The sequence below is a fragment of the Mucilaginibacter sp. CAU 1740 genome, from assembly GCF_039839285.1.
Classification (GTDB): Bacteria; Bacteroidota; Bacteroidia; order Sphingobacteriales; family Sphingobacteriaceae; genus Mucilaginibacter.
In genome coordinates, this window is the sequence record NZ_JBDOQS010000001.1 from 643,966 (window position 1) to 668,354 (window position 24,389).

At 46.8% G+C, this 24,389-nt stretch carries 28 protein-coding genes; 20 read left to right on the top strand and 8 right to left on the bottom strand.

Annotated features, from left to right (window positions below):
• Positions 1-62: 62 nt before the first annotated feature.
• From AAFN85_RS02860 to AAFN85_RS02915, 12 genes are all read left to right on the top strand, one after another.
• A complete protein-coding gene (locus tag AAFN85_RS02860; protein ID WP_347525445.1) occupies positions 63-1,607 on the top strand; it encodes a right-handed parallel beta-helix repeat-containing protein in 1,545 nt (514 codons plus the stop codon).
• Between the two features lie 11 nt (positions 1,608-1,618).
• A complete protein-coding gene (locus tag AAFN85_RS02865; protein ID WP_347525446.1) occupies positions 1,619-3,085 on the top strand; it encodes a S8 family serine peptidase in 1,467 nt (488 codons plus the stop codon).
• A gap of 24 nt (positions 3,086-3,109) precedes the next feature.
• Positions 3,110-3,943 carry a helix-turn-helix transcriptional regulator gene (locus AAFN85_RS02870; RefSeq protein WP_347525447.1) on the top strand — a complete coding sequence of 278 codons (834 nt, stop codon included), beginning with the start codon at positions 3,110-3,112 and terminating at the stop codon, positions 3,941-3,943.
• Between the two features lie 176 nt (positions 3,944-4,119).
• Complete coding sequence (locus AAFN85_RS02875) at positions 4,120-5,004, top strand: multidrug resistance efflux transporter family protein (RefSeq protein WP_347525448.1); 885 nt, start codon at positions 4,120-4,122, stop codon at positions 5,002-5,004.
• 2 nt (positions 5,005-5,006) lie between these two features.
• The gene (locus tag AAFN85_RS02880) at positions 5,007-6,023 is read left to right on the top strand and encodes an NAD-dependent epimerase/dehydratase family protein (RefSeq protein ID WP_347525449.1); all 1,017 of its coding nucleotides are present in this window, start codon (positions 5,007-5,009) and stop codon (positions 6,021-6,023) included.
• Positions 6,020-7,027: a PLP-dependent cysteine synthase family protein gene (locus tag AAFN85_RS02885; protein WP_347525450.1), complete on the top strand. Its 1,008-nt coding sequence runs from the start codon at positions 6,020-6,022 to the stop codon at positions 7,025-7,027. The genes AAFN85_RS02880 and AAFN85_RS02885 overlap by 4 nt, the downstream gene beginning before the upstream one ends.
• A 100-nt stretch (positions 7,028-7,127) precedes the next feature.
• Positions 7,128-8,003 (top strand): AraC family transcriptional regulator, encoded by an 876-nt coding sequence (locus tag AAFN85_RS02890; protein WP_347525451.1) that lies wholly within the window; start codon positions 7,128-7,130, stop codon positions 8,001-8,003.
• Positions 8,004-8,138: 135 nt separating this feature from the next.
• Positions 8,139-9,428, top strand: a complete 1,290-nt coding sequence (locus AAFN85_RS02895; RefSeq protein ID WP_347525452.1) for an aminotransferase class I/II-fold pyridoxal phosphate-dependent enzyme — start codon at positions 8,139-8,141, stop codon at positions 9,426-9,428.
• Positions 9,403-10,056: a TetR/AcrR family transcriptional regulator gene (locus AAFN85_RS02900; protein WP_347525453.1), complete on the top strand. Its 654-nt coding sequence runs from the start codon at positions 9,403-9,405 to the stop codon at positions 10,054-10,056. Before AAFN85_RS02895 ends, AAFN85_RS02900 begins: the two co-directional genes overlap by 26 nt.
• Positions 10,057-10,423: 367 nt before the next feature.
• On the top strand, positions 10,424-11,110 hold the full coding sequence (locus tag AAFN85_RS02905) for a hypothetical protein (protein ID WP_347525454.1): 687 nt from the start codon (positions 10,424-10,426) through the stop codon (positions 11,108-11,110).
• A gap of 255 nt (positions 11,111-11,365) precedes the next feature.
• Complete coding sequence (locus AAFN85_RS02910) at positions 11,366-13,489, top strand: AAA family ATPase (protein WP_347525455.1); 2,124 nt, start codon at positions 11,366-11,368, stop codon at positions 13,487-13,489.
• 11 nt (positions 13,490-13,500) lie between these two features.
• Positions 13,501-13,734, top strand: coding sequence for a hypothetical protein (locus AAFN85_RS02915; RefSeq protein ID WP_347525456.1), 234 nt, complete (start codon positions 13,501-13,503; stop codon positions 13,732-13,734).
• Positions 13,735-13,939: 205 nt separating this feature from the next.
• Here AAFN85_RS02915 and AAFN85_RS02920 read toward each other — a convergent pair whose 3' ends face one another.
• A complete protein-coding gene (locus AAFN85_RS02920) occupies positions 13,940-14,971 on the bottom strand; it encodes a hypothetical protein (protein WP_347525457.1) in 1,032 nt (343 codons plus the stop codon).
• Between the two features lie 104 nt (positions 14,972-15,075).
• On the opposite strand from AAFN85_RS02920, the gene AAFN85_RS02925 reads away from it, so the two are divergent.
• From AAFN85_RS02925 to AAFN85_RS02935, 3 genes are read left to right on the top strand one after another with little or no spacing between them, the layout of a single operon-like run.
• The gene (locus AAFN85_RS02925; protein ID WP_347525458.1) at positions 15,076-15,759 is read left to right on the top strand and encodes a hypothetical protein; all 684 of its coding nucleotides are present in this window, start codon (positions 15,076-15,078) and stop codon (positions 15,757-15,759) included.
• 46 nt (positions 15,760-15,805) lie between these two features.
• Entirely contained in the window at positions 15,806-16,219 is a 414-nt protein-coding gene (locus AAFN85_RS02930; RefSeq protein ID WP_347525459.1) for a hypothetical protein, read from the top strand.
• Between the two features lie 8 nt (positions 16,220-16,227).
• Positions 16,228-17,001, top strand: coding sequence for a DUF6615 family protein (locus AAFN85_RS02935; RefSeq protein WP_347525460.1), 774 nt, complete (start codon positions 16,228-16,230; stop codon positions 16,999-17,001).
• Between the two features lie 10 nt (positions 17,002-17,011).
• Here the strand turns inward: AAFN85_RS02935 and AAFN85_RS02940 are convergent, their stop codons facing one another.
• From AAFN85_RS02940 to AAFN85_RS02950, 3 genes are all read right to left on the bottom strand, one after another.
• Positions 17,012-17,212: a hypothetical protein gene (locus AAFN85_RS02940; protein WP_347525461.1), complete on the bottom strand. Its 201-nt coding sequence runs from the start codon at positions 17,210-17,212 to the stop codon at positions 17,012-17,014.
• Positions 17,213-17,254: 42 nt separating this feature from the next.
• A complete protein-coding gene (locus AAFN85_RS02945) occupies positions 17,255-17,743 on the bottom strand; it encodes a hypothetical protein (protein WP_347525462.1) in 489 nt (162 codons plus the stop codon).
• 130 nt (positions 17,744-17,873) lie between these two features.
• On the bottom strand, positions 17,874-18,941 hold the full coding sequence (locus tag AAFN85_RS02950) for an MBL fold metallo-hydrolase (protein ID WP_347525463.1): 1,068 nt from the start codon (positions 18,939-18,941) through the stop codon (positions 17,874-17,876).
• A gap of 35 nt (positions 18,942-18,976) precedes the next feature.
• Between AAFN85_RS02950 and AAFN85_RS02955 the strand changes: the two genes are divergently transcribed.
• From AAFN85_RS02955 to AAFN85_RS02965, 3 genes are all read left to right on the top strand, one after another.
• The gene (locus AAFN85_RS02955; RefSeq protein WP_347525464.1) at positions 18,977-20,542 is read left to right on the top strand and encodes a hypothetical protein; all 1,566 of its coding nucleotides are present in this window, start codon (positions 18,977-18,979) and stop codon (positions 20,540-20,542) included.
• An 8-nt stretch (positions 20,543-20,550) separates the two neighbouring features.
• Positions 20,551-20,748: a hypothetical protein gene (locus AAFN85_RS02960; RefSeq protein ID WP_347525465.1), complete on the top strand. Its 198-nt coding sequence runs from the start codon at positions 20,551-20,553 to the stop codon at positions 20,746-20,748.
• A gap of 221 nt (positions 20,749-20,969) precedes the next feature.
• Positions 20,970-21,599, top strand: coding sequence for a hypothetical protein (locus AAFN85_RS02965; RefSeq protein WP_347525466.1), 630 nt, complete (start codon positions 20,970-20,972; stop codon positions 21,597-21,599).
• A gap of 186 nt (positions 21,600-21,785) precedes the next feature.
• Here AAFN85_RS02965 and AAFN85_RS02970 read toward each other — a convergent pair whose 3' ends face one another.
• Complete coding sequence (locus tag AAFN85_RS02970) at positions 21,786-21,965, bottom strand: histone H1 (protein ID WP_347525467.1); 180 nt, start codon at positions 21,963-21,965, stop codon at positions 21,786-21,788.
• 276 nt (positions 21,966-22,241) lie between these two features.
• A complete protein-coding gene (locus AAFN85_RS02975; RefSeq protein ID WP_347525468.1) occupies positions 22,242-22,385 on the bottom strand; it encodes a hypothetical protein in 144 nt (47 codons plus the stop codon).
• Positions 22,386-22,415: 30 nt separating this feature from the next.
• Between AAFN85_RS02975 and AAFN85_RS02980 the strand changes: the two genes are divergently transcribed.
• Positions 22,416-22,832 carry a DUF5655 domain-containing protein gene (locus AAFN85_RS02980; RefSeq protein WP_347525469.1) on the top strand — a complete coding sequence of 139 codons (417 nt, stop codon included), beginning with the start codon at positions 22,416-22,418 and terminating at the stop codon, positions 22,830-22,832.
• Position 22,833: 1 nt separating this feature from the next.
• Here AAFN85_RS02980 and AAFN85_RS02985 read toward each other — a convergent pair whose 3' ends face one another.
• The gene (locus tag AAFN85_RS02985; RefSeq protein ID WP_347525470.1) at positions 22,834-23,166 is read right to left on the bottom strand and encodes a hypothetical protein; all 333 of its coding nucleotides are present in this window, start codon (positions 23,164-23,166) and stop codon (positions 22,834-22,836) included.
• A gap of 41 nt (positions 23,167-23,207) precedes the next feature.
• Positions 23,208-23,753 carry a hypothetical protein gene (locus AAFN85_RS02990; RefSeq protein WP_347525471.1) on the bottom strand — a complete coding sequence of 182 codons (546 nt, stop codon included), beginning with the start codon at positions 23,751-23,753 and terminating at the stop codon, positions 23,208-23,210.
• A gap of 430 nt (positions 23,754-24,183) precedes the next feature.
• Between AAFN85_RS02990 and AAFN85_RS02995 the strand changes: the two genes are divergently transcribed.
• Entirely contained in the window at positions 24,184-24,318 is a 135-nt protein-coding gene (locus AAFN85_RS02995) for a hypothetical protein (RefSeq protein WP_347525472.1), read from the top strand.
• Positions 24,319-24,389 lie beyond the last annotated feature (71 nt).

A 24,389-nucleotide genomic window follows, 5' to 3' on the forward strand; every position in this document is an offset into this window, starting at 1 on the left:
GACGGGCTTTATGTTTCGGTTTGTCACTTTGCTCATTGGTCAGTTATGGAAGAGAGATCCATGTGGCTAAAAATGGCAGTGACAGCGAAACTGGCTCGGTTAATCATCCCCTTCTGACCATCAACCGGGCCGCTGCGATTGCGCGGCCTGGTGATATCATTACCGTGCACCAGGGGATCTACCGAGAGTGGGTGAAGCCGCTATCTGGCGGGTCTTCAGCCAACAAGCGTATCATTTACCAGGCGGCCAAAGGAGAAACCGTTGTGATAAGCGGTGCTGAAACGGTATCCGGCTGGAGGAAATTAGATGGCCATGTTTGGCGGCTGGTGTTGTCCAATCAATTTTTTGGAAGCTATAATCCTTTCGGTGATCTGATCCGGGGCGACTGGTATTTTGGTAACATGCAATTACCGGCACCACTGGACCTGCCGAAGTTTCACGGGCATGAACTGCATACAGGCGAAGTTTATCATAACGGCATGCCGCTGCACGAAGCATCGCTGGAAGAAGTGATGGAAGATGTAAATGTTGGCGATCCCTTTGGTAAAGCGTTACAGGCGCTCAGTGGACAGTATACCTGGCATGCTGAAGTATTGCGGGACTCGACCGTTATCACGGCCAATTTTCAGGATAATGATCCGAACCATGCTTTGACCGAAGTGAATGTTCGCCCGTCTTGTTTTTATCCGGAGAGGCCGGGTATTGATTTTATTACCGTTCGCGGCTTCCGGATCAGGCAGGCCGCAACCCAGTGGGCCGCACCTACAGCCGAACAGGTCGGCGCGATCGGCACGCACTGGAGTAAGTGCTGGATTATCGAAAATAACCTGATCAGTGAATCTAAGTGCGCGGGCATCACCTTGGGCAAGGATCGGGCGACCGGCCACAATGAATGGAGTGACGATATGAATGCAGATGGTAGTGTGATTTATAACCGGGTGGTTGAGCGGGCCATTGCTGCCGGCTGGAACAAAGAACACATCGGTTCTCACCTGGTTCGTCATAACGAGATCTACAACTGCGGGACGGCGGGTATCTGCGGCAGCCTTGGCGCGATCTTCAGTACCATCGCAGGAAACGATATACATGATATTTATACAAACCGCAGGTTCTGGGGCGCTGAAATGGGCGGCATTAAGTTGCATGGCGCGATCGATGTTGTGATCAGCGATAACCTGGTCCGTAATACAAATATTGGCATCTGGCTGGACTGGATGGCGCAGGGTACTACGATTCTGCGAAATTACTGTTCCGAGAACGATTATGTGGATCTGTTCATGGAGGTCAATCACGGACCTTACCGGGTAACCGGTAACTCTTTCATGAGCAGGTTTTCGCTGAAAGACTGGTCGGAGAACGGTACTTTTCAGGGAAATACCTTTGCCGGGATATTGTCATTCGCTCCGCAGGACAGGAAAACGCCGTTTTTTAAACCGCACTCCACGGTTTTGCTCGGAACGCGACCGATAAGCAGCGGTAACAATCACTTTGATAACAACCAATTTTTAAGCAAAGCCAGTGAGGTGTTTGTGCCCTTGCCGGGGGCGGTCATTCCCTGGGATGGCGTCGATAAACTTTCCGGCTATCGCCCACTGGCAATAAAATAATTTTTTTGAATATGACTTATAGAATTTCTTATAAAGTATTGGGTCTGATGTTGATGACTTCATTTGCCCATGCGCAGGAAATCCCTAACTGGCAGCATAAAGACCTGGCTAAGGACAGTCTGTTTGGCATCAGTACGGACAAAGGTTATGCTTTGTTAAAAGGTAAGACCGCTAAACCGGTTGTCGTTGGGGTGATCGATTCAGGTGTGGACACCTTGCACGAAGACCTGACCGGGGCGCTTTGGGTGAACCCAAAGAAAAAGAGTTTTGATAACGGTACTTATGGTTGGAGCTATATTGGTTCTGCTAAAGGTAATGTACACTATGATAATCTGGAGCTGACACGGCAGGTGCGGCAGGTCGAACAGCGGGATACTACTAAACTATCACCAGCTGAGATGACGACCTATCATGCTGAAAAACAATCCCTGGTTAAGCAATTGGCTGAAGCGTCTAATATGGTCAATGGTATCGGCAACTTTAAAGCGATACTGGAAAGCATGGAGCGCAAGATCGGCAAACCGGAATTGAAATTTGTTGATTTGCAAGCCTATCCGCCGGTTGGTCCGGGGGAAACGCAGGTGCGGGAGACTGTCCTCAAGATGCTGAATGGTGGTGCGGATTATGCGGCATTTAAACATGAGCAGCTGGATGAGGTGATCGCACATTTTAAATCGCTGGTGGATTACCATTTGAATTTGTCCTATGATCCTCGGTCGGTTGTCGGCGATCATTATTTCGACAGTAAAGAACGGAATTATGGAACTGGTGATGTGATGGGGCCGGATGCAGAACATGGTACGCATGTGGCGGGGATCATCTGCGCGGTACGCGGCAATGGTATTGGTCTGGACGGTATTGCAGATAAAGTTCGGATATTGGCGGTTCGCGCTGTGCCGGATGGCGATGAGCGGGATAAGGATATAGCCAATGCGATCCGTTATGCGGCAGATCATGGCGTTTCTGTGATCAATATGAGCTTTGGTAAAGCTTACAGTCAGGATAAGAAAGCGGTGGATGAGGCGATCGCCTATGCCTTGAAGAAAGATGTGCTGCTGGTACAGGCGGCGGGTAATGACAATAAGAACATTGACAGCGCAGCTAATTTTCCACGCCGGGTTTCTGCATCATTGGCTTACATAGTGGTCGGTGCTTCGGGGTTGAAAGATGATACAACCTTGAAAGCACCCTTCTCTAACTATGGAAAATCTTCAGTGGATGTATTCGCGCCGGGAGTACAGATCTACAGTTCGGTGCCGGGTTCAAAATATGCCTATCATGACGGTACCAGTATGGCTGCGCCGGTAGTGACGGGTGTAGCGGCTTTGATCCGGGAATATTATCCCAAATTATCGGCTTTGCAGGTAAAGGAAATTATCCTGAAGTCCGTGGTAAAGCGGGATTTGCTGGCACCTTATTGCGTAACCGGTGGCGTCGTGAATGCTTATAAGGCCTTGCAACTAGCTGCGACTTATTAATGAGGTGGTAATGGAGGATGCACGATGGTACTGCCCTTTCAAAATATTCCGGGTCCGGAAGCTTTGCAGGTATTCCGTATCAAAGACTACCTGAACGAGGGGTCGTTTGCGCCGCACCGGCATCATTTCTATATGCTGTTGTGGATCGTAGATGGCGCGGACGGTTTACATCAGATCGATTTTGAGGACTACGAACTGGCGGATAACCGGGTGTTTCCGGTGGCGGAGGGCCGGGTGCACCGGATCATTAGGCCGGCTGCGGATGGCTGGATGATCAGTTTCCGGGAAAATGTGTTTCATGCTTTGCAGCAGGGCAGCGGCGGGATCGATGCGGCGGAATTGTTTCACTGGCCTTATGTGGACCTGGATGCGGAGGAGGCGGAAAACTTTGCTTTTCTGTGGAAGCTGTTTCTAAAGACGATGGGAAAAAACGCGGGCGATCCGATGCTGATCAACCAGCTACGGGTGCTGTTTGGCTGTCTGCTGAACTGCACGGACCAGCGGAAGCGGCTGTCGGTGCATGGCGGTCATTACCCGGTATTGCAGCAGCTAAAGCGGCTGATCAATGATTACTATAAGGTGCGGCAGGACCCGGATTTCTATGCGGATATACTGGCGGTCCCTTTATGGAAACTGAACAGCTGGTGCCGGGAATCGCTGGGCAACAGTGTGAGCGGCTTGCTGCTGGAACGCCTGGTGCTGGAAGCCAAGGCTTTGCTGGCGACTACCTCGCTGTCGGTCAAGGAAGTGACCTTTGAACTGGGGATGGATGATTCTTCTAATTTTGCGAAGGTCTTTCGCCGTTTTACAGGGGTATCACCGGCAGATTACCGTTCTCAAATCTACCGAAGTTCCTGAAAAATCTACCGAAGGGCTGATGCCCGGTCAGCTAACTTTGTTTGAAATCCATTACCAATTTTAAAATTTAGTTTGAAGCGCCCTCCGGGGCGCTTTGTTGATGTACGATGCAACGACCGCAATTGATATTCGCATTTATACTGGGCATTCTAAGCAGCGCCTTTATGTCCAGTGGCATGATCGTGAACAGCCTGCTGAATGCGCATGGCCTACACTGGGCCAGGACGGCTTGTTTACGGTTTTTGTTGTTGTTGCCGATGTTGCTCGTGGTGGTAGCCGGACGTAAGCGTTTAGGGAATTTGGTCGCCGCGCTTTGCCGTTTGCCCTGGGTGTTTCTGTTATGGGGGAACCTGGGCTTCGGGGGCTATTATGCGCTGCTGGTTTACGCCACCCGTTTTTTACCATCCTGGCTGGTGATGGCGGCATTTATGACAACGATCGTGATTGGGATCTTGCTGTCGCCGCTGATCTATAACGATCATCGGGCGGTGGTGCCGCGCCGGGCACTGGCCTTCGGCTTTTTGCCGTTAAGCTATCTGGGTTTGATGGAGCTGGACCAGTTGCAGCACCTGCAGTATTCCTGGCTGGCGGTATCGGGCTTATTGCTGGCGGTGGGTGCCGCGGTACTTTGGCCGCTGAGTAATCGGATGCTGCTATTAAAACTGGAGGGAAAGGGGTTATCGCTTGATCCTCTGCAACGGTCATTAGGCATGACGATCGGTAGTTTGCCGGTGCTGATAGCTTTAGGGACCTATGCCTGGTTGCAGGCCGGTCCGCCCGTAGAATTGCAATGGCTGAGCAGTCTGACGGCTGCTTTTTTATCGGGACTGGTGGGTTGCGTGCTTTTTTTTAAAGCATTAAGCCTCACCCACCGTCAACCGATGGCGATGGCTGCGGTGGAAGCGACGCAGGTACTAATGATCTTTTTTACACTCTTGGGCGAAAGTATAGTTAGGTCTTTACGCACACCGGGGCCATGGGCGATTACCGGAATGATCGGGATCGTCCTGACCCTGGGCACTTATATATTTCAGACAGTCGGTAAAATTAGCAGTGATTGAACATGGATAAGATATTGGTTACAGGGGCGCTCGGGCAGATCGGCACCGAACTGGTGCCGGCGCTCCGGGCGAAGTATGGCCGGGAGAATGTGGTGGCCAGCGATATTCAGCATCCTTCGGATGGTTTATTTGCAGACGGTCCCTATCTGAAACTGGATGTGACCAATCCTGACCTGTTACAGCGGGTATTGCTAAGCGAGCCCTGGACACAGGTTTACCATTTGGCGGCGGTATTGTCGGCCAGGGGCGAAAATGATCCTTTGGGTACCTGGGATATCAATATGCAGAGCCTGCTGGTGATCCTGGAGACGGCCCGTCATCTGAAGAATTGCCGCCTGTTCTGGCCGAGCAGTATCGCGGTATTCGGGAACAATGCGCCGAAGGCATTTTGTTCGCAGCATGTGCCGCATCAGCCGACAACGGTTTACGGGATCAGTAAAGCAGCGGGCGAGTTGTGGTGCCAGTATTATTTTGAGCGTTATGGAATTGATGTGCGCAGTATCCGCTATCCGGGGCTGATCAGTCATACGGGTTTACCTGGCGGAGGAACGACGGATTATGCGGTGGCGATTTTCCATGAGGCTGTAAAGTTCGGGAAATACACCTGTTATCTGGAGGCCAATACTTTGCTGCCGATGCTGTATATGCCGGATGCTATCCGGGCGACACTGGAACTGATGGATGCCGCTTGTGACAAATTGAATGTACGCACCAGTTATAATATATGGGGACTGACCTTTCATCCGGCGGAGCTGGTTCAGCAGATCCGTCATTATTTGCCGGAGTTTAAAGTGAACTACGCGCCGGACTTTCGCCAGACGATCGCAAATAACTGGCCGTCCAATATCAACGGGCACCAGAGTTCCACGGACTGGCATTGGAAACTGGGTTTTCAGTTGCCGGACATGGTGGCGGAAATGCTTTGGCATCTGGGCGATGATCAGATAAAAAGGATTGTAGAAGAAAAAAGGCCGCATGTGGTTGAAGCAGCAGGCAGTGAAGGGGCGTATATGTTATGACCACATCAAGGATAGCCAATCTCTGGCGGATGGTCGGGCAGACACCGATGTACGCGATCGTTTATCGTTATGATAAGGGGCCGGAGCAGCAGGTGCTGGTCAAATGTGAGCATTTGAACCTAACGGGGAGTATCAAAGACCGTATGGCTTTATATATCTTGGAAAAGGCGGGCAAGCTGGGTAAACTGAAACCCAATGATATGATCGTGGAGGCTACCTCAGGTAATTCCGGGATCGCTTTTGCAGCAATCGGACGGGCGCTGGGTCACCAGGTACGGATACTGATGCCGGACTGGATGAGTATGGAGCGGCGGGCGCTGATCGAAAGTTACGGCGCGGAGGTGCAACTGGTGTCAAAAGCACAGGGTGGTTTCCTGGGCAGCATCCGGATTGCGGAGGATATGGGCAGGCAGCCGGGTGTTTTCCTGCCGCGGCAATTCGAGAACGAGTTCAATGTGGAAGCACACCATGAGACCACCGGCCGGGAGATCGGGCACCAGTTATTGCTGCAGCGTTTGAAACCTGATGCCTTTGTGGCCGGGGTCGGCACAGGCGGCACGGTCATGGGTGTGGGCAAGTACCTGCGGATGTTATATCCGGCGGTTAAGATCCATCCTTTGGAACCTCTGGAAAGCCCGACGATGAGTACGGGTTATAAGGTGGGCAGTCACCGGATCCAGGGGATCAGTGATGAGTTTATTCCAGAGATCATCAAACTGGACCAGTTGAATAAGATCATTCAGGTGAGCGATGGCGATGCGATCCTGATGGCTCAGCGGATGAGCCGGGAATTGTCATTAGGCGTCGGTATTTCTTCAGGTGCGAATCTGCTGGGTGCTATCCGGCTGCAACAGCAATATGGTCAGGGTAGCACAGTGGTCACGGTTTTCCCGGACAGCAATAAAAAATATGTGAGTACGGATCTTTTCCGGAAAGAACCGGTTAAAGGGCATTACCTGAGTCCGCGGGTGGAACTGCTGGATTGCCGTTTTCTGGAAAAATAATGAATTGAAGTCTCCACGTTCTTATAAGATCAATTAGTTAATAAATAGAAAGATATCAGCGTCCGGCCCTGGGAGCAGCCGGCGCTTTTTTATTGGAGCGATGATCACAGCTTTGCAGCAAAAGGAAAGAACGTTTTTTACGCGTAATTCGTTCCCGGTTTCAGGGATCAGGGATGGAATGCCCTGGCAACTGGAGCGGTTCGACGGCCGGAGGGTCGGCCCTGATAATTACGGAAAATCCGATCATTTTATTTTATGCTGGTCAACCAGGGGCTGCGGAAAAATGCGTTTGAGGATGATGGACCGGGATCTGCCGAAAGGGAGGTTATTCTTTTTGCGGCCGGGTATGATGCAGGCTTTCAAAGTACTGCCACCTGCCGGCTGGCTGGTCCGTTTTCGTCCGGCTTATCTGTTAAAACCGGTAGCGGAAAAGATGCGCCTGCATTTTTTGGCGCAGCGTCCTTTTGTGGATCTGTCCGATGTACAGCTGGCTGCGCTGGAGGTTCTGGCTTTACAACTGGAAGAGCGGCAGCGCTTGCCACCGGAACCTGATCTTTCCAGGCTGTATCTGACGTTGCTGACCGAACTGACGGCTACCTATTACCGGCAGGCCAATGGGATAAAGCCGGTGCACCCGCATGAGCGGGTGGTGATCAAGTTGCTGGAACTGATCGACAGGCATTTCCGGGAGCAACTGACGACGGATTTTTATGCGGGCAGGCTGGGTATCGTACCGCGGAAGTTAAATGAGATCAGTTTGATGGGCACGGGCTTCCTGGTGGCTGAACTGGTCGAGGACCGCCGGCTGGCGGAGGCAGAACTTCTGTTATCCACGACCAAATTACTGATGAAGGAGATCGCGGTCAGGCTGGGGTTCATCAATGGTTCTCATTTCAATTTCTGGTTCCTGCAGCGGCGGGGTGTGTATCCAAAGGCCTATCGCATGCTGGCGCTGGAAGATTGTACCTATCGCTAAAGCTTTACACCTTTTTGGAATAATCTGATTTGCAGCGATTTAATTTATATGAAAATAAATTGTCAAAAAGTGCCCCTTAATTCCCCGACAAGCGCTTTTTTGCCTTTTACCTTCGACCTAAACAATTATCATTTCATGGAAAATCTGATCAACAAAACATTCAAGGATTTTGAGAACATTACGGGTATGGGGCCTTATGAGCGCGCCGCGGAGTGGGCTGCCTATGTGGCGGACTGGCGTTCACGCGGCCACTGGAATTACCGGCAGATGGCCTTTTCGGGCTGCGGACCGAGGGTCGGCCTGCAACTGGAGCCGGGAAAACGGATGGATTATGTAAGCCTGGTATCAAACGACTACCTTGGCTTTACCCAGCATCCGAAGGTAAAGGCGGCAGCGATAGCGGCCATTGAGAAATATGGTACGGGCGCGGGGGCCTCTCCTGCTATCGGTGGGCATTATGATTTTCATGGGGAACTGGAAAGGGCGATCGCGGGATTCTTTGGCAGGGATGCGGCTATCGTTTATTCAACGGGTTATACGGCGAACAGTGCGATGCTGCAATGCCTGTTGAAAAAGGAGGATCTGGCGATCTTTGATTCTAGTGTACATGCTTCGGTTTTTGAGGGAGGGCTGACAACAACGGTAAAGACCTTTCCGCATAATGACCTGAATGCGCTGGAACATATCCTGCGTTTGAATGAGGATAAATACCGCACCCGACTGGTCGTGGTGGACGGGGTGTATTCGCAGGATGGCGACCTGGCCCCATTGGATAAGATCGTGGCGCTTTGTAAACTGTATAATGCGATGATCATGGTGGATGATGCCCACGGCACGGGTGTGATCGGCGAGCGGGGACGAGGGGTGATGGAACTGTATGATCTGTTCCAGGAAGTGGATCTGATCACGGGTACCTTCAGCAAGACCTTCGCCCATGTGGGCGGTTATGTGGTGGCGAAACCGGAACTGGTGGAGTACCTGAAGTTTCATTCGCGCCAGCATATTTTCTCGGCGACCTTGCCGCCGCCTGCGGCTTGTATCACGACGGCTATCGGGCTGGTGGATGAGGAGCCCCAATGGATGAGGAAATTGTGGGAGAACGTTTCCTATTTCCGTAATGGCCTGATCGGCCTGGGACTGGATGTAGGGAATACGGCATCGGCGATCATACCGGTAAAGGTGGGTGATCCGCTGGTAGCGGCGGAAGCCACAAAATTATTGCTGGAGGCGGGTGTCTATGCGAACCAGATCGGGTATCCGGCGGTGTCGAAAAAGGATGCACGGGTGCGCCAGAGTCTAATGGCAATGCATACGCAGGAAGACCTTGACCAGGTGCTGAATGCCTGGGAATGGATAAACAGCCGCTTGCGGCTTAACGAAAGAAAGGGGGAAATTGCCTATGGCTACAAAGAAGAAGCGACATAAGATCAGGGATCCCGATGAAACGCGACGGCGTTTGATCGAAGCGGTAGGCGCGATCCTGGAAGAATCCGGTTACACGGACATCAAGGTCAATGCCATCGCCCGTCACCTGGGGCGTGACAAAAATCTGATCAGGTATTATTTTGACAGCCTGGCCAACTTGAAGAAGGCCTACATTCATGAGAAGGATTACTGGCCGCCGTTCTTCGAGCGGTTCCGGCAGGATGAGCCGCCGGACCGGGAACAGGTGAAAACCTTATTCACGGAATTGATGCAGGAAAACTATATGTTCTTTAAGGATAACCCGGAGATGCAGCGGATCATCCGCTGGCAGATCAGTGAAAGTAATCCGCTGCTGCGCGCGATCTCGGATACGCGGGAAGCGAACGGTGACCGGCTGCTGGAACTGACGGACCGTTATTTCCGGGACACGGGTATCAATTTCCGGGATGTAATTGCCCTGCTGCTGGGTGGCGTGTATTACATTGTTTTACACGCGCGGACCAATGGCAGCCGGGTATGCGGCATCGACATCAATAATGAAGAGGAAAGCAGAAGCCTTTGGAAAACGATCGGTGTGATCGTGAACTGGGCTTTTGAAGCGGCAGCCGCCGCAGGCAATATTTTATAACTATAATTATCTACCTTTATGGCGAACAAATTTGAAGTAAGAAACAGAACAGTATTTTAACATACATAGCTAATTTTTAGCATTCACAACATTCTTGGTCTTTTGAAAAACTGGTAATTTTTTAAATAGGAGGCCTAAGAACAAGTGCAATGCCCGCTTAAGCGCGGGCGTACTTGTTTGCGTTCTCCTAGGGTATACCAGTACCTTCAAAAGGCGCATACTTGTACCAACCCGCGCTTTTGCTTTTTATTCAAGCGACTTCATCAAATCATTTTCCTGGAAACCAATTGAGCGGCAGCAAAGGCTGTCGGTTAGGGAAACCGTGTATAAATTTTGGAGCCGCCAGTAGGAACTTAAAAATAGCGGAATGAGTAAGAGCGTAAACGATGAAAAAACCTATCCCTTCTTTTGGCTGGATGAATTACTGGAAGTAACCTTAAATCCGGCAAAGACCAATATAAAAACCTTATCGCCTGAATTACAGGAAAGTATTAAAGACCGGCTGCTGGTAGAGATCGACCGGGTAAGCGCCTGTATGAAGACGCAGGCCTTTTGTTTGTACTGTAGTGAGCAACTGAAAGTGGTTGCCGGGCATTATGATCAGGCTTTGCGTCTGCTACAACGCCAAGCAGCTTCCAATCTGGCTGCTTATCCTAAAACAGGCCCTTTGCGCGTTTTGGGTACGCTGATCCGGCAATCACTGGACGAGTTGGCCCAAAGTGTGCAAGCGCGTTACCAAACCTACTTACCGGAAAAAGTTGAACCCGTCGCTGATAGGAATCCTTCTGAGCAGAATTTTTTTGATAAAGTGTTATGTGCACTGAGTGCGGACCAGTTGGGTATCGTTTTGAAGTCTGCTTTTGACGTGAAGCTGATCTTAGGCAAAAGTTTCCGTAAGGTGTGTAAGGCGGTTGCTCCGTTTTTATCGACACCCTGGAAAGCAGATATCTCTTGGGATACGATCCGCAGTATCGCGGGGCGTGCGGAGCCGAGGGATAAGGAGATTGTGATTGAGTTTTTGGAGAAGATGATTTTGAAGATAAAAGACAATTAGACATATTAGATGACCATTTCCGATGGACGTCTTGTAGCCTAAGCGATGGCAGAAAGGCAGTAACTATGTCAGTTTCTTAAAATCATGATGGTTTTGTGTGATTCAAATATGTTAGGCGGTTTTTTTTAGATGTGTTCTATCTACACTTACTCATTTTTTTTACAAAGAACTTAAGACACAACGGCAGTATATATTATGCATTTTACTGGAAATCAAATTGGTATGGCATTTGAAATTAGTTATTAAAAAACGTATATGCCAACAAAATTACTAAGATATAAGGTGATCAACTTTCGTTCAATTGAGGAAAGTGATTGGATAGATGCAGGTGATAACACCTGTTTAGTGGGAACTAACGAAGCTGGTAAAACGAACTTGCTGATAGCGCTCTGGAAACTCAATCCAGCGAATAAGGAGCCGATAATTCCTCTAGCTGACTATCCACGTCATTTGTATAGCCAATACAAAGCCGATGGACATGAAAAAGATGTTTTCATTAAGGCCGATTTCGAACTTGATGAACAGGTAAGGGATAAAGTTGCAAAAGCATGTTTATGTGATCCGGAGCAAGCGCGAATTACTTCAATCGAACGAAGATACGATGGGTTATATCACATCTTGCTTCCATATTCTAAAATTGAGCAATATCCCAAATCAAAGGTGCAAAAGTTGTTATCTGATTTTAAAACCATCTTGGAACAATCAGAACACTTTGTAAAAGAACCTGATGCATTAAAAGAAAAAGTCCGCGGCAGTCTCGAAACCTTAATACCCGATAACGGAAGTGATAATCTGCAAAAGGAAGATATCCAAGTGATGTTGGAAAACTTGTCCAAATTATTAGTTGAATTTGGAAAAAAGCAGAATTTACCTGAGTTTTTTAACACGAGATTAATTAGCCCTTTGGATAAGATTTTAAAGTCTTTTGAAGGGAAAGCTATTGAAACGACCAAAGAAATACGGCAGGAAATTTTAAATCACATTCCTAAGTTTGTTTACTACTCAGATTATGGTAACCTCGATAGCGAAATATACCTGCCACGTGTTATCGAAGACCTTAAACGTACAGATCTTACCGAATCAGCACGTGCAAAAGCACGTACTCTAGATGTATTATTTAAATATGTGAAGCTTTCAGCTGAAGAGATATATGAGTTAGGTAATGATCGGAAAATAGTTGTTAAAAAGTATGATCGTTACGACCAAGAGGTTAGTTCTGAAGAGTTGAATTTGACCGCTGAAGAAGAAAAAGAATGGGCAGAAAAAAAGAAAGAGAGAGGTGTTTTACTTCGCTCGGCTGCCAGCGAGTTAACTAAAAGTTTTAAAAAATGGTGGCAACAAGGTAATTATGTTTTTGCCTTTGAAGCAGATGGAAGTCATTTTCGAATTAATGTTTCTGATGAACTGAGAACGGAAGCCATTGAGCTTGAAGGACGAAGCCGTGGTTTACAGTGGTTTTTTAGTTTTTTCTTGGTTTTTTTGGTTGAAACCAAAAATCAGCATGAGAATGCGATTTTGTTACTTGATGAGCCAGGACTTTCACTGCACCCATTGGCTCAATATGATTTGGCTGCATTCTTCAGAAGTTTGTCTGAAAATAACCAGCTGATATATACTTCTCATTCTCCATTTTTAGTGGACATGGAGAATTTAGCAAATGTTAAAGCCGTATATGTTGATAAATCAACTGGCAGAACTAAGGTGTCGTCTAATCTACGTTACGATGAAGTTGATGCTGAAAAGTCGATTTATCCGGTTCACGCCGCTTTAGGGTTAACTGTTTCAGATACTTTGTTGTTGGGATGTGTGCCTGTTTTAGTAGAGGGACCAAGCGACCAAATTTATTTGTCAATGATCAAACGTTTCCTCATAGGAATCGGTAAATTATTAAATTCAAAAGAGTTTGTCTTTATTCCTACCGGCGGTGTTCGCGGGATGAGTCCTGTAACAAAACTAGTAACGTCCCGAGACGGCCAGCTTCCAACGGTTTTACTTGATTCAGACCGGTTAGGTAAAGATCAGATCAAACAATTAAAGGATAATTTATATAAAGAACAGCCAGATAAGGTCTTGGAAGTATCAGCCTTTTTAGGTGATAAGGCGTTTGAGATTGAAGACTTACTCCCAGTTCAGGCATTCATTAAAAATATCGATAGAGAGTTCAGAGCCAAAGAATTTTTTGAAGATGCCTATCAAGCTGGTGAGCCAATCGTTGATCAGATTGAAAAGTGGGCTGCACAAAATGGTATTGTTCTTAAAAAGGGGTGGAAAGTTGACTTTGCCCGAGTGATGATTAATAATTTTGATAAAGTGATGAAAGATGTTCCTGCTGATTTGATAGAAAATTGGACCAAGCTTTTTGAAACTTTTACAGCTTAAATACATCCGAAATGAAAATCGTAAACGTTCGTACTGACGCCAGTGTATCAGCAGTTCCCATTGCTGTGAATTTTCAAGCTGCTCCTGGTGATAAATTTTCGCACTTAGAACAGGTATATATACAGCTCGTTAATAATGATGGCGATAAGGTCGGAAAACCTGGAGTCCGAAGTGTGGTCATGATAAATAGCGGGGATGATCATAACCTGCCATGGTATGAAGCGTTTATTCCTGCCCAAAAGTAATTGGGTGCCCTGTAATTGTAGAAAGCCCCGAAAGGGGCATTTTAGTTTAACACAACAGAAATATGCAACACTGGCCATCTTGTTATCGACAAGTCTGTTTACGGTTTTCATCCGCCTAAATCCTTTTGCCTCGGAAAATGTACACCGGGTATTCTATCAAACCCTTAAATAATATTAAGGGCAAAGGATATTGTTTAGAATCGGGTTACTTACTTTCAATTTTAAGGCTTTCAAAGTAAACCGAAAGTTCAGAGGCAATAAGTTCCATGACTTCTTTTTTACTATATTTTTTGCCGCTAGGTTGATCGGAATCGGGAATTTTTATTGCGATACCTTTAATGGTATCTGCTGGCAGCTTGCCGTTAAATCCAAAATAAATTTTTGCTGTACCAATAATAAGCCCGGAAAAATAATTTGTCTTTAGCTCGCTCATTTTTAAGGCAAGTTTATTATTTGCTGCCAGGAATACATCATCAGGGACAGCCAATATTTGTTCCCCTGTTGTGCTTGAATTGACTTTTGCATCAGCAACTACTTTTTCAAAACCAAAAAAATCATCGGGTATTTGCGCAGTTTTTACCTGATCAAAGTAAAGGAAGGCAGCGTACTCGCCTATAACTGCGCAGTACGGCTCAGTTTCAGCGGGGTCAAATGAGATAAAGCCTGTTAACTGTTTGGCAAATCCGACACTCCGGATAATCTTATAGCGCAAAGTTTGCAATCCTTCAGGTTGGTCACTGCCAGCGTCACTCTCCGTATAATAAACCAAAATGCTGCGCAACTGCTCCTGTTCGTTTTCGCCCAAGGAAAAGCCATAGGTGCCGGCAGCAGAGGCGCGCCAAAATATTGATAACCAAAAAAGGGTCGCAGTCAGCGGATCATCGGTACTTGGATAATTATCTTTACCATCTTTACTCAGCGTTGGCGCATAAGCACTTTCCAATTTACCAAAAAACTTCTCACAATTGCTGCAATAAACATAATCGCGAATGGACGGTGAAGGGTAATTCCTCAGTTCCTCTTCAGGTAACTCACCCATTACTTCGGTAATTTTTTCGCCCGAAACAGCACGCTCAAAATGTACTTCGGTATCTTCTGCTGTTAATCGAAAACCCAAACCTCGGTCACGTTTGTTGGAGCCGTCGTAGTTTTCTACCATTTTCAATAAAAAAGACGGGATGAGATGTGATCCGGTTTTATCAGCAGGCTGTTTTTGACAAAGTGTACAAGCTTCCATATGCAGATTTAATGTTGGGTTAAAGATACTGAGTTTGCTTTGTCTGAAAGTTTTTTTAGGTGATTAATACTCGTGTGATCAAATCTATTATCGTAACATTGTTTATGTCAGAGGAAACAAAATTTCTACATGCAATTGATCTCAACAATCAGCAAACATGCCAGTTCATTGTTCAAAGCGGGAGCATCAATTCTTTGATGCAGTTGGGGTTCTGGACTGAACTTCCAATGGATTATTATCATTATAGTTTGGAAGAGTTAAGAGATAATGCTGATCAAATATTTGAGAAAGCAGTGAGTCCGCGCGGAGAGATTATGTTTCTGGCGTCTCAACTACGTAAAGGTTTAACCCTTAAGGTTGGTGGTAACCCACGGGAGTTGACTGATGAAGCGAAAGAAAAATTACTTCGCAAGAGCGATCTTGAGCTGGAAATGGAGCGTGGCAGACGTTTATATAAGCATGATGCACCTGGTCGTCTGACCTGCCTTTATTTTGCTGAAGATAATGACGAGGGCCGTGCAAATTTGGGAAGGATGCTGGCACATTTTAAGCAACCCTATTTGCTTGACGTAAGGGTTATGTACCCCACAATGGCAGATCACCGGGTTGATAATCGCTGGTACGAAGCCTATGCGGATGACCCAAAAGAAGAATACCTCGAAAAATATTGGGTCGGCGAGCCATTTAACGATCTGCCTGCCTGGGAATATTTGTTGGAAGGAAGTTTGATGGTCGCTGATGCAAAACAGAGGCGCTACGTGGAATTGTACGGCAGTTGGCAGGAATAGCGTTGCTTTATTTATATTTGGGCAGACACTTATCACATTTTATTTCATGGCAATATACGGCGTAGGTACAAAGATCAACAACCGCCAGGTACGTGACCTAATGATCGGGGGAGATATCATTGGAACCGGCTGGAGCATAAGTGATGCAGCCGATTTACATGAAGTTTTCCGGTATATGAATACGGGCGATATCGTATTTTTGAAGTCATGCTCTTATAGCAGTGATATTCAGGTTTATGCAATTGGCCTGGTCGTCGATAATCAAATACTTTCTTCTTACCATAACCCATTAATAGAAATAGGCCGTCGTGTCCGCTGGTACAGCTTGCAGCATTTTAGGATAAGCAAGCCTTCTGATACCAAATTCAACGTTCGGGGCAACACAGTATACCAGGAATTTCATCCAACGGTTAACGCCGCGATCATGGCAGAACTATCCTTATTTATCGGCCCTTTATAACCTATACTATGTCATCAGCACTTTGCCAAACATTCAAGGAACTCGCCACGGATACATTTCGATTGATTAGTCATTCAAGGGCAGTAGCTTACCAGCTAAAGGAGGAGTCTTTTACTGACTTTAATTTGATCCGGCTAAAGATCATGCATCCAGATGAAGTAAAAATAAAAGCCTTTACCCGGATTGAAGAAGGGGTTACTGGTGCAGATTGGGAATGGTGGTTGGGTGACCAGTATAACCGGTGGATCGGATTCCGTGTGCAGGCCAAGATCATTGCCGCCGAAGCGGATGAATTCAAACATTTGCATTATAAGGGTAAAGCCAGTATTCCGCAATGCGAAAAACTGATTCTACAGGCGGCGGCTAATCCGACCTATCCCTGTATTCCTTTATATTGCTTGTATCTTACGAGAAGTCCAGGCGCAGGCTTGCCCGGTTCAGATGTACCGCTATACGGTTGTTCTTTGCTCAGTGCGTTCAAGGTAAGGGGACATCGCGCAGCGGGTGAAACGCGACTTTCCATACTTTGGCCGGATTTAAAACCCTGGCATACACTTGTATGTTTTGGCGATCAGCAGAGTTTTTCCGACCACATTATCCGGCAGGCAACTAACTACTTTTTAGCAGATGATAATGCATCAGGGCAATACCTGTTAACCGAACCGCCGCCTTATGTTCAGCAACTATTGAACAGCGACAGCGGTCAGATTGATCTGCCTGCAAAAAGTCTTGACCTCGCAGGTGTAATGATCCTACGGCAGGAACAAAAAAGGCCCCGTTAGGAGCAGTTATTTAAAACGATAAGTCAAGTCGACAACGGCCGTCCTGGTTATCAACGATTCTGGTTACGATTTTTAAACGCCACTCCCCGGTTTTGGGGTTGTAAAGTTCAAAGTCTTCACCGAGGCGAAAGTTTTCGGCGCTTAAAGCCGGGATGGATGTCGCGAAGAGCAGGCATCCATCATCTGTTTTTACTCTTCTTCTGTTGAGCATGATGTTTGGATTAATATAAATTCGCGATTTTTTTATTGAATATTATAAAAATACAAAACTCCGGGCATATATCAAAATGAACTCCAGGTGCAGGCTTGCTCGGCACAGACGGCAGGCAGGTAGTTTAAAAATGACGGGATTGGGTAGTATGGGTAATTTGGCGAATTTGAGCACTTCGAGGCTGGCGAAGCCGAACTCTGCAACAACCTTGCCGAGGATCAGGTAACAGCCTTTGCCCCGGAAAGGATATTGCGGGGTGTCGTTCGGGAAATGTACGGTATCGAAGGCATTGCCTTCGGCATCTAGGAAGTTGCCGAACCACATGCGCTGGTTGTTTTTGGTGTGAACGGTTTTCTCGCAAACGTACTCACCCACCATTCTGACGGTCTGGCCGACGTGGTTGATGAGGTCATTGGCGTGGATCTCGCCGCGGTAGCCGGTTTGCAACAGGTCGAACAGGGTCATGCTGAGCGGGAAGCCGAGCAGTTCCAGTTCATGGTAAGCATTTTCCAGTTGAGTGTTTACGAGCACGGGCAGGGTATAGTTTTTGGCTTCGACCCGGAACAGTTCAGTACTTTGGCTGCGTTTCGCTTTATTATTGCTGTTAGGGTTATAATTGTGATTCAGGTGGTGTACGATAAATTGTTTGTTTTAATGCATTTTAATCGGAATGTTTTGCCTCGGATAGCCCTTGCTGGCAGTTAAAGGTCTCTTCGAACACGATGGTTCCGTCATCTCTGGTGGTTTTGAGATTGCAGTTGATATGTTCAAAACATTTCACGACTTGAGGGGAAATATGTTTATTGCCGGAAATGACGGCGTGAACCGGTCGCATTAAGGTGATCAGCTTGCTGTCGAGGTTGTTTTTACTGCCATGGTGGGGAACTTTTAACCAATAGATACCGGCCAGTAGCTCGTCGTGATCCGGGATAGATGTCAAAGACCGGATACCTGCGTCGCCTGCGAAAAGTAGCTTTTTGCCGCAAACGGTAAGTAACAAAACCGCGCTGTTGACATTGGTGGGAGTTAGAGTTGTTTTTGGTAAATGATCCAATGCCTGGTTTGGGTCTTCGCTGATCGCGGACACACCCTCCGCTATTTCCTCACCTTGTAATTGCGATACCTCGGCACGGATGATCGCGGCGCCTTTAAATTTCGCCGGGAACAAAGACCTGTAAAGTGTTTCAGTAGGGCTGATGATCGTTAGCTCCGGCCAGCCCTCAATGATAAACTGACCGGCTACCGGCTCTTCGGTGTTGATGGCTAAGGTTTTTAAAAGGTCAAGGAATTTTATCTCCTGCTGCAGGTCTCGGATGACGCGCTGGTATTGGGTGAATTCAGCGTAAGAAGATGCCTGAAGATAGCGTCCGGACTGTGAAGGCAATATGCCTCTGCGCTTAGGTCTTGAAGCTATTTTACCGGTCAGTATTTCTTGTCCCACCTTGACCGAGGTTTTGTGCAGCCAGATGGTTTTTAACGTTTTGGCATATTTTTTTGCGATCTCGGGTAAGCCGCCGATATGATCATCATCATAATGCGTGCACAGGATAAATTCCGGGCCTTCTATCCCAGCTTCTTTAAGCATTTCTTCAAGGGCAGGCATGACGACGTCTGAATTCCTGGCGCGCCCGCCGTCGATCATGAAAACGATTTTTTTCTCTTCCTTCCGCAGACTGACAATGATCGCGTCCCCGTCCCCGACATTTAAGACCTTTATTTTTATATGCATTAATTACAAATCATATATATTTGTGAAACAACCATATGGACCAATCACCTTCAATAATCGACATAATCACCGAAAATATCAAAAATCCTTTGCGGGTGGAGATATTCCCTATCGATCAGGTAGCCGCGCATATCAGCACCTTATTTGTGGAAGATTACGGCCTGGCGGTAGCTGTTGCGGATAAGATCGTGGCTAAACATCTTGTAGATTATTTCAAAACACTTAAAGAGAACCTGTATGTACTTGTTGAACGGAAATATGTGGACAAGATGTATCGTGATGCTTATTATCATTATTATTCATCAAAACTAAACCCATATTACCGTGATTGTATCAGACTGTCTTTTTTTGATACGGAAATGGTCACCGATGATTTTAAACGTTTTGATGCGACGGGTATTGAAACCTTAAAAAGCCGTATCAGTGAGCATTATTTAGGGTTTCTGGTCTTGCGTCCTACGTTTCCCAGGATTATCGGGCGTAACGCCTTATCACCAAGAGCGATCATCAACGACAATATTGAATGCTGTCTGGCGAAGATTGCCGCAACGGTATACGCTGTAAAGCAAAAGGTATTGGCCTTTCCGCATGCCAGCCAGGATCACCAGACGATGACCTGTGCCGAAACTACGGTTTGGTCTATCCTGGAATATTTCGGTAATAAGTACCCGGAATACAAACCGGTGCTGTTATCGACCATTAATCAAACCTTACACAAGTTCTCTTATAAACGGCTATTGCCTTCTGACGGTCTGACCGCCGAACAGATCACTTATGCCATACGGGATTTCGGCTTTGGCGCGATGATCTATTCGCGCGAGGAGCAGGAGAAGGTCAGCTACGATTTTAATTCCATTATCAGCACCTATGTGGAATCAGGGATACCGGTCATTGCGGTACTGGAAAATGAAGAACTCGGCCACGCGGTAAATATTATCGGCCGCACAAAACATTCACCCGGATCGGTTACCGGTACAGAGCCGCATGTAACCCTATCAAACGGCCTGGCAGTGATCGATTTTAATAAGATCGAAAGAAAATATGTGCTGATCGATGACAATCAGCCACCCTACCAGCTGGCTAAGTTGGATAAACCCTGTGAGGACTATATCACCGATGAAAGGTGGCATAGCTGTGATATCACCAACATCATTGTTCCGCTTTATCATCGGATCTATTTGGATGCTGTGGTCGCTACCAAAAACTTTTACAACGCTTTCAGGAACAGCATCATAGGTGTCAATGATGGGGAAAAAAGAGTAGCGCGGATCTTCCTGGCATCAACCCGCACATATAAACAATATGTCGCAATGAACGAAACACTTAATATTTTAGTGAAGGAAATGATCCTGGCCTTACCGATGCCTAAGTTCATTTGGGTTGCGGAAGTTTCTAAATTAGATTCTTATGAAAAGGGAGATTGTGATGAACTTTACATACAGGACGCAACCGAACCTTACAAGAATTCTGACGTGCTGAGTAACCTGTCATTTCTGGCTTGTTATACGGACGGCACATTTTTTGTTCAGAATTTTGGAAAGTTCGAGCGAGTTCGTACCTTTGCCCATCCATTTCAGCAATTTAAAGAAAACTTAAACTAAAAGAACATATGACAGGATCGAAAAGCAAATATGAATTAATGCTTGCAGATATCGCCGCTAAGTCAAAAAAAGTTCCGATTACAGATGCTGAAAACTTCCAGATCATCAGGGAGCTAAACGAAGGAATGGAAGATTTTTTGTTAACGCAAAAAAAGATAGAGAAAAACTCTGCTAATCATCTGCGCGGCGTTTGCTTAAATGCATAGTGTCAGGCACACATCATAGCGAAAAGCCCGGTCCGATAGGATCGGGCTTTTTGTTTAACAGGTTTTCTTCTTAAGTGAGTTCGCGACCTGTATTTTATATTATGCAGGATGTACAACTTTGATTTGCTCATAGGTGATTTAGTCTCGTAAATAAGGTTAACCGCTAATTGCCTGTCATACTGTATCTTTAGGTTTGACTTTATACCTCTACTGATATTTTGATGAAAAAGATCACCAAACTCAAACGCTACACGACCCTGCCGATCCTGCTGGATATGCTGGACCGGAAGAAACTGACCCTGCTGACACCGGATCTTTGGGATGATAAGAACGATTCGGCTGTAATCCATGCATATAAAAGCCGGAAGGCTATTAAAAGCCTGCATGCGGTCTGTCTTTCGCAGGGGGATGATACGGTACACCACTGGAAAACGTTTTCCGGCGGTGGCAGTGGTTGCATGATCGAATTTGATGCGCCAAAGTTGTTCGAGTTGCTGAAAGGTATTCCGGGCATAAGGCACGGTGTGGTGAGGTACAAAAAGCTTTCCGATGTTGAAGGCAAAAATTTCGTCATCGATCTGGATCAGATGCCTTTTACCAAACGCTGGCCGTATCGATGTGAAGAAGAATACCGGATCATTTTGGAAGGTGACCATCCGGAAAGTTTTTATGACATCGATATGCCGCTGAACCTGATCAGGCGAATCACGGTCAGCCAGCAAATGCCCCGTAGTGTTTTCAAAACGATCAAAGGCTATTTAAAAGGCATCACCAAAAATCCTGAAAGCAAAATATACCAATCTACCTTATATGAAAACAAGCGCTGGATAAAATGCTTTTCTCAGGATTGAATACGAGGAAAACTTGACCATTGTTTTTCCAGCCTTTGGCGGTAGGGTTTGTTGATGGTTTTGAGCTGAACCTGGGAAGATTACAGCCACTTTTGTGACTGGACAGTTTTTCGCCTCTTCTGCCCCAAAATAAAGCCCCGCTTTTCAGCAGGGCTTCCCCAAAAAGTTAAACTTGATTATTGTGAATTATTTTGCGGCGTTCTTTTTTTCGGTCACGTCTTTGCGCAGATCGGTCGCCAGTACTTTGATCTGCTGTAAGGCGTTGCGCAAACGTGTGCCGGCTGCCTTGTTATTTTTTTCGTAGAAGGCCTGGCCCTCTTTTTCTGCTGATTCCAGCAGGTTTTTTAATTTTTTTAATTTTTCCATATAGAACGATTTTGATGTTAACAAGATAACGAGGGGCAAATATAGACTATGCCGCTATTATACTTTATGACGCGCATCATAAAACTGTCTTTTACGATATTCAAGCTAAATTGTTGCGCCTTCCGAAATATGAGAAAAATACCATTCCCCTTTTTTTTCTGTTGCTTGCCGGGGCCTGTCATGCGGAAATGGTATCATTTACCGGGCAGCAAGTCCAACAGGTCAATACACAGGAATTAGAGGTCTGCTACACTGAGTTTACCTGTGATGTGCAGATTAAAGTGGACCGCTTTTATAAAAGCGGGGACTGGTCGAGCCGACAACGGCTTTGCCGTAAGGGTTGAGCAGCGCTTTTAACACTGTGAGGTGACCGCCATCGTGCTGAGGCCTTGGGAATACCTGAGCGGGCCTTGGCGGCATAGTTTTGGCTACGATTTTTGAAAAAAAACGATGAGCTGGACCTGCCCGAACTGTGACCGTGAACTGCCCTGGAAGGATTACCGCCACTATTGTGAGCGGGTAAGCCTGGACAGTTTATTCGAAGGGCGTTCGCCGGAACTGGTGCTGGCTTTTGACAAGATCCTGGCTGAAGTGTCGGAGTGGGAAAGGGTGCTGATCGGTGTTACGCCGAACTGCATCGTTTTTACCCGCCGGGTTGGCTTTCTGATCATCCGGCCGATGAAAAAATGGCTGGACATTAAATTCTACTCTGCGGCTGCCCACCCGGAAAAGCCGGTGATCAAAAGTGTTGCCGCCGGAAGAAAATTCGAGAATCATATCCGTGTGGATTCGCTGGATGATATCCGGCCTGCCTTATTCGTTTACATCCGGGAATCATATGAGCTCATGCGAAAGAAACCGGCTTGAACTACGTGCCGAACACTTTGAAGTTCAAAATGACACGGCCTTTGCCGGTCATCGCAATGGCCTTGATACTGGCTGGTGCAGAACTGGTTTCATCAAGAGCCTTCAAAATGACTTGTGTGATCGTTAGACCTTTGGCGGGTCTAAATACAAAATCTCCGTTGCTTTCTGCCGCTCCGCTGACCGGCTGTAACAGGCTTGCGGGCTGTTTGCCATTCTTGATACTGATGTGGCTGGCAGCGGGGTAGCCATCAGCATAGTCCAGCGAATAAATGAATTTGCCGCTCCTGGCAATGTAATGCACGACTTCATAGGCCTTGGCCTGCTGGGCATGCAAGTCATTACCGCAGAAAAGGCAGAAAAGAATGGCTAAATATTTTATATGCTGGGATCGGGGTAAATCTGATAAAGAACGCGCCCGCTCCAGCGGTTCGTTTTAACGCGTTGCATGGACAATCGCTTTTTCATGGCTCGCAGCAATTTTCTGAGTTTCACCGCTTGCTCCTTGTCTTTACGTTCAAAAATGCGGGTATCGGTGATATAAATTTTGCTGCCGTTTTTTAGGCTGATGCAAAAGTATATCCGGGTGCGCTCACGGGCTTCATAGTCGTAAGTTTCTATTGCGCTGATCTCCTGGCGAAGGTATCGTTTGCCGTCTATGAACAGGGACTTGTTATCGAGGTAAAGGATAACAGTTTGGGCATGCACCTGCAAGATAAGCATCATGACCAAAATCATCAGGCCGAAGGCGAGGGCCAGGCCGCCATGAAAAAAAATATGCTGAATAACAAATACATAGATCAGAGCGGCTAAGATAAATCCACTAAGCGTGGCCAGGTAGATCACTACGGGCGGGAGCAGCATGACTTTGCCCAGAATAAAATCCTCTGTGCAGTATTTACGGTGGTCGGACGTAGCGGTCATCTATCTGTCCAACAAGCCGGCGCCCCTAATTGTTTATATCTACCCTTCTCCGATCAGCATCGCAATAAGTGAACAGCGGGCGGATCTGGTGTTAGAGACGGGAAGACACCGGCACGACTATTTACGTCAGTTTGCCGCTGGCAAGTTTATAAAGCATTATCATTCTGATCATTTACAGCGGAATTTTCAGGCTCAAATTAACAAGTTCGTAAAAATGCGCAAATCTGCCAACGAAGGTGAACAAATGCTTCTATTACAAGTATATAGTTATATATCGTGCAAACAGCTGAAAGGCAGCGCCAGTGGTTCGATCCCGCGTTTGCGGCTCTTCTCATAATTTAGGTTTATAATTGGTTAGAATGCGCCCCTGCCCATCAGGGGCGCTTCTTATTTAACGGAAACAAACGCGACATTCTTAAGTTGTTAATTCATGGAACATTTTCCGATCACGATCAGCCACGACAAGCAAGTCTATCACTTTAAAGTGAGCGAATACCCGCACCACGATAGGGAGCGCTGCAAATACAAGGTATTTCAGGAAAGTACCCTGATCACTTTTTATTGAACAACGTATTGGAGCCCCGCCTGACAGCAGCCGGCGTAGACAAACACGTCCGGGGCTGGGAGCATTCCAGC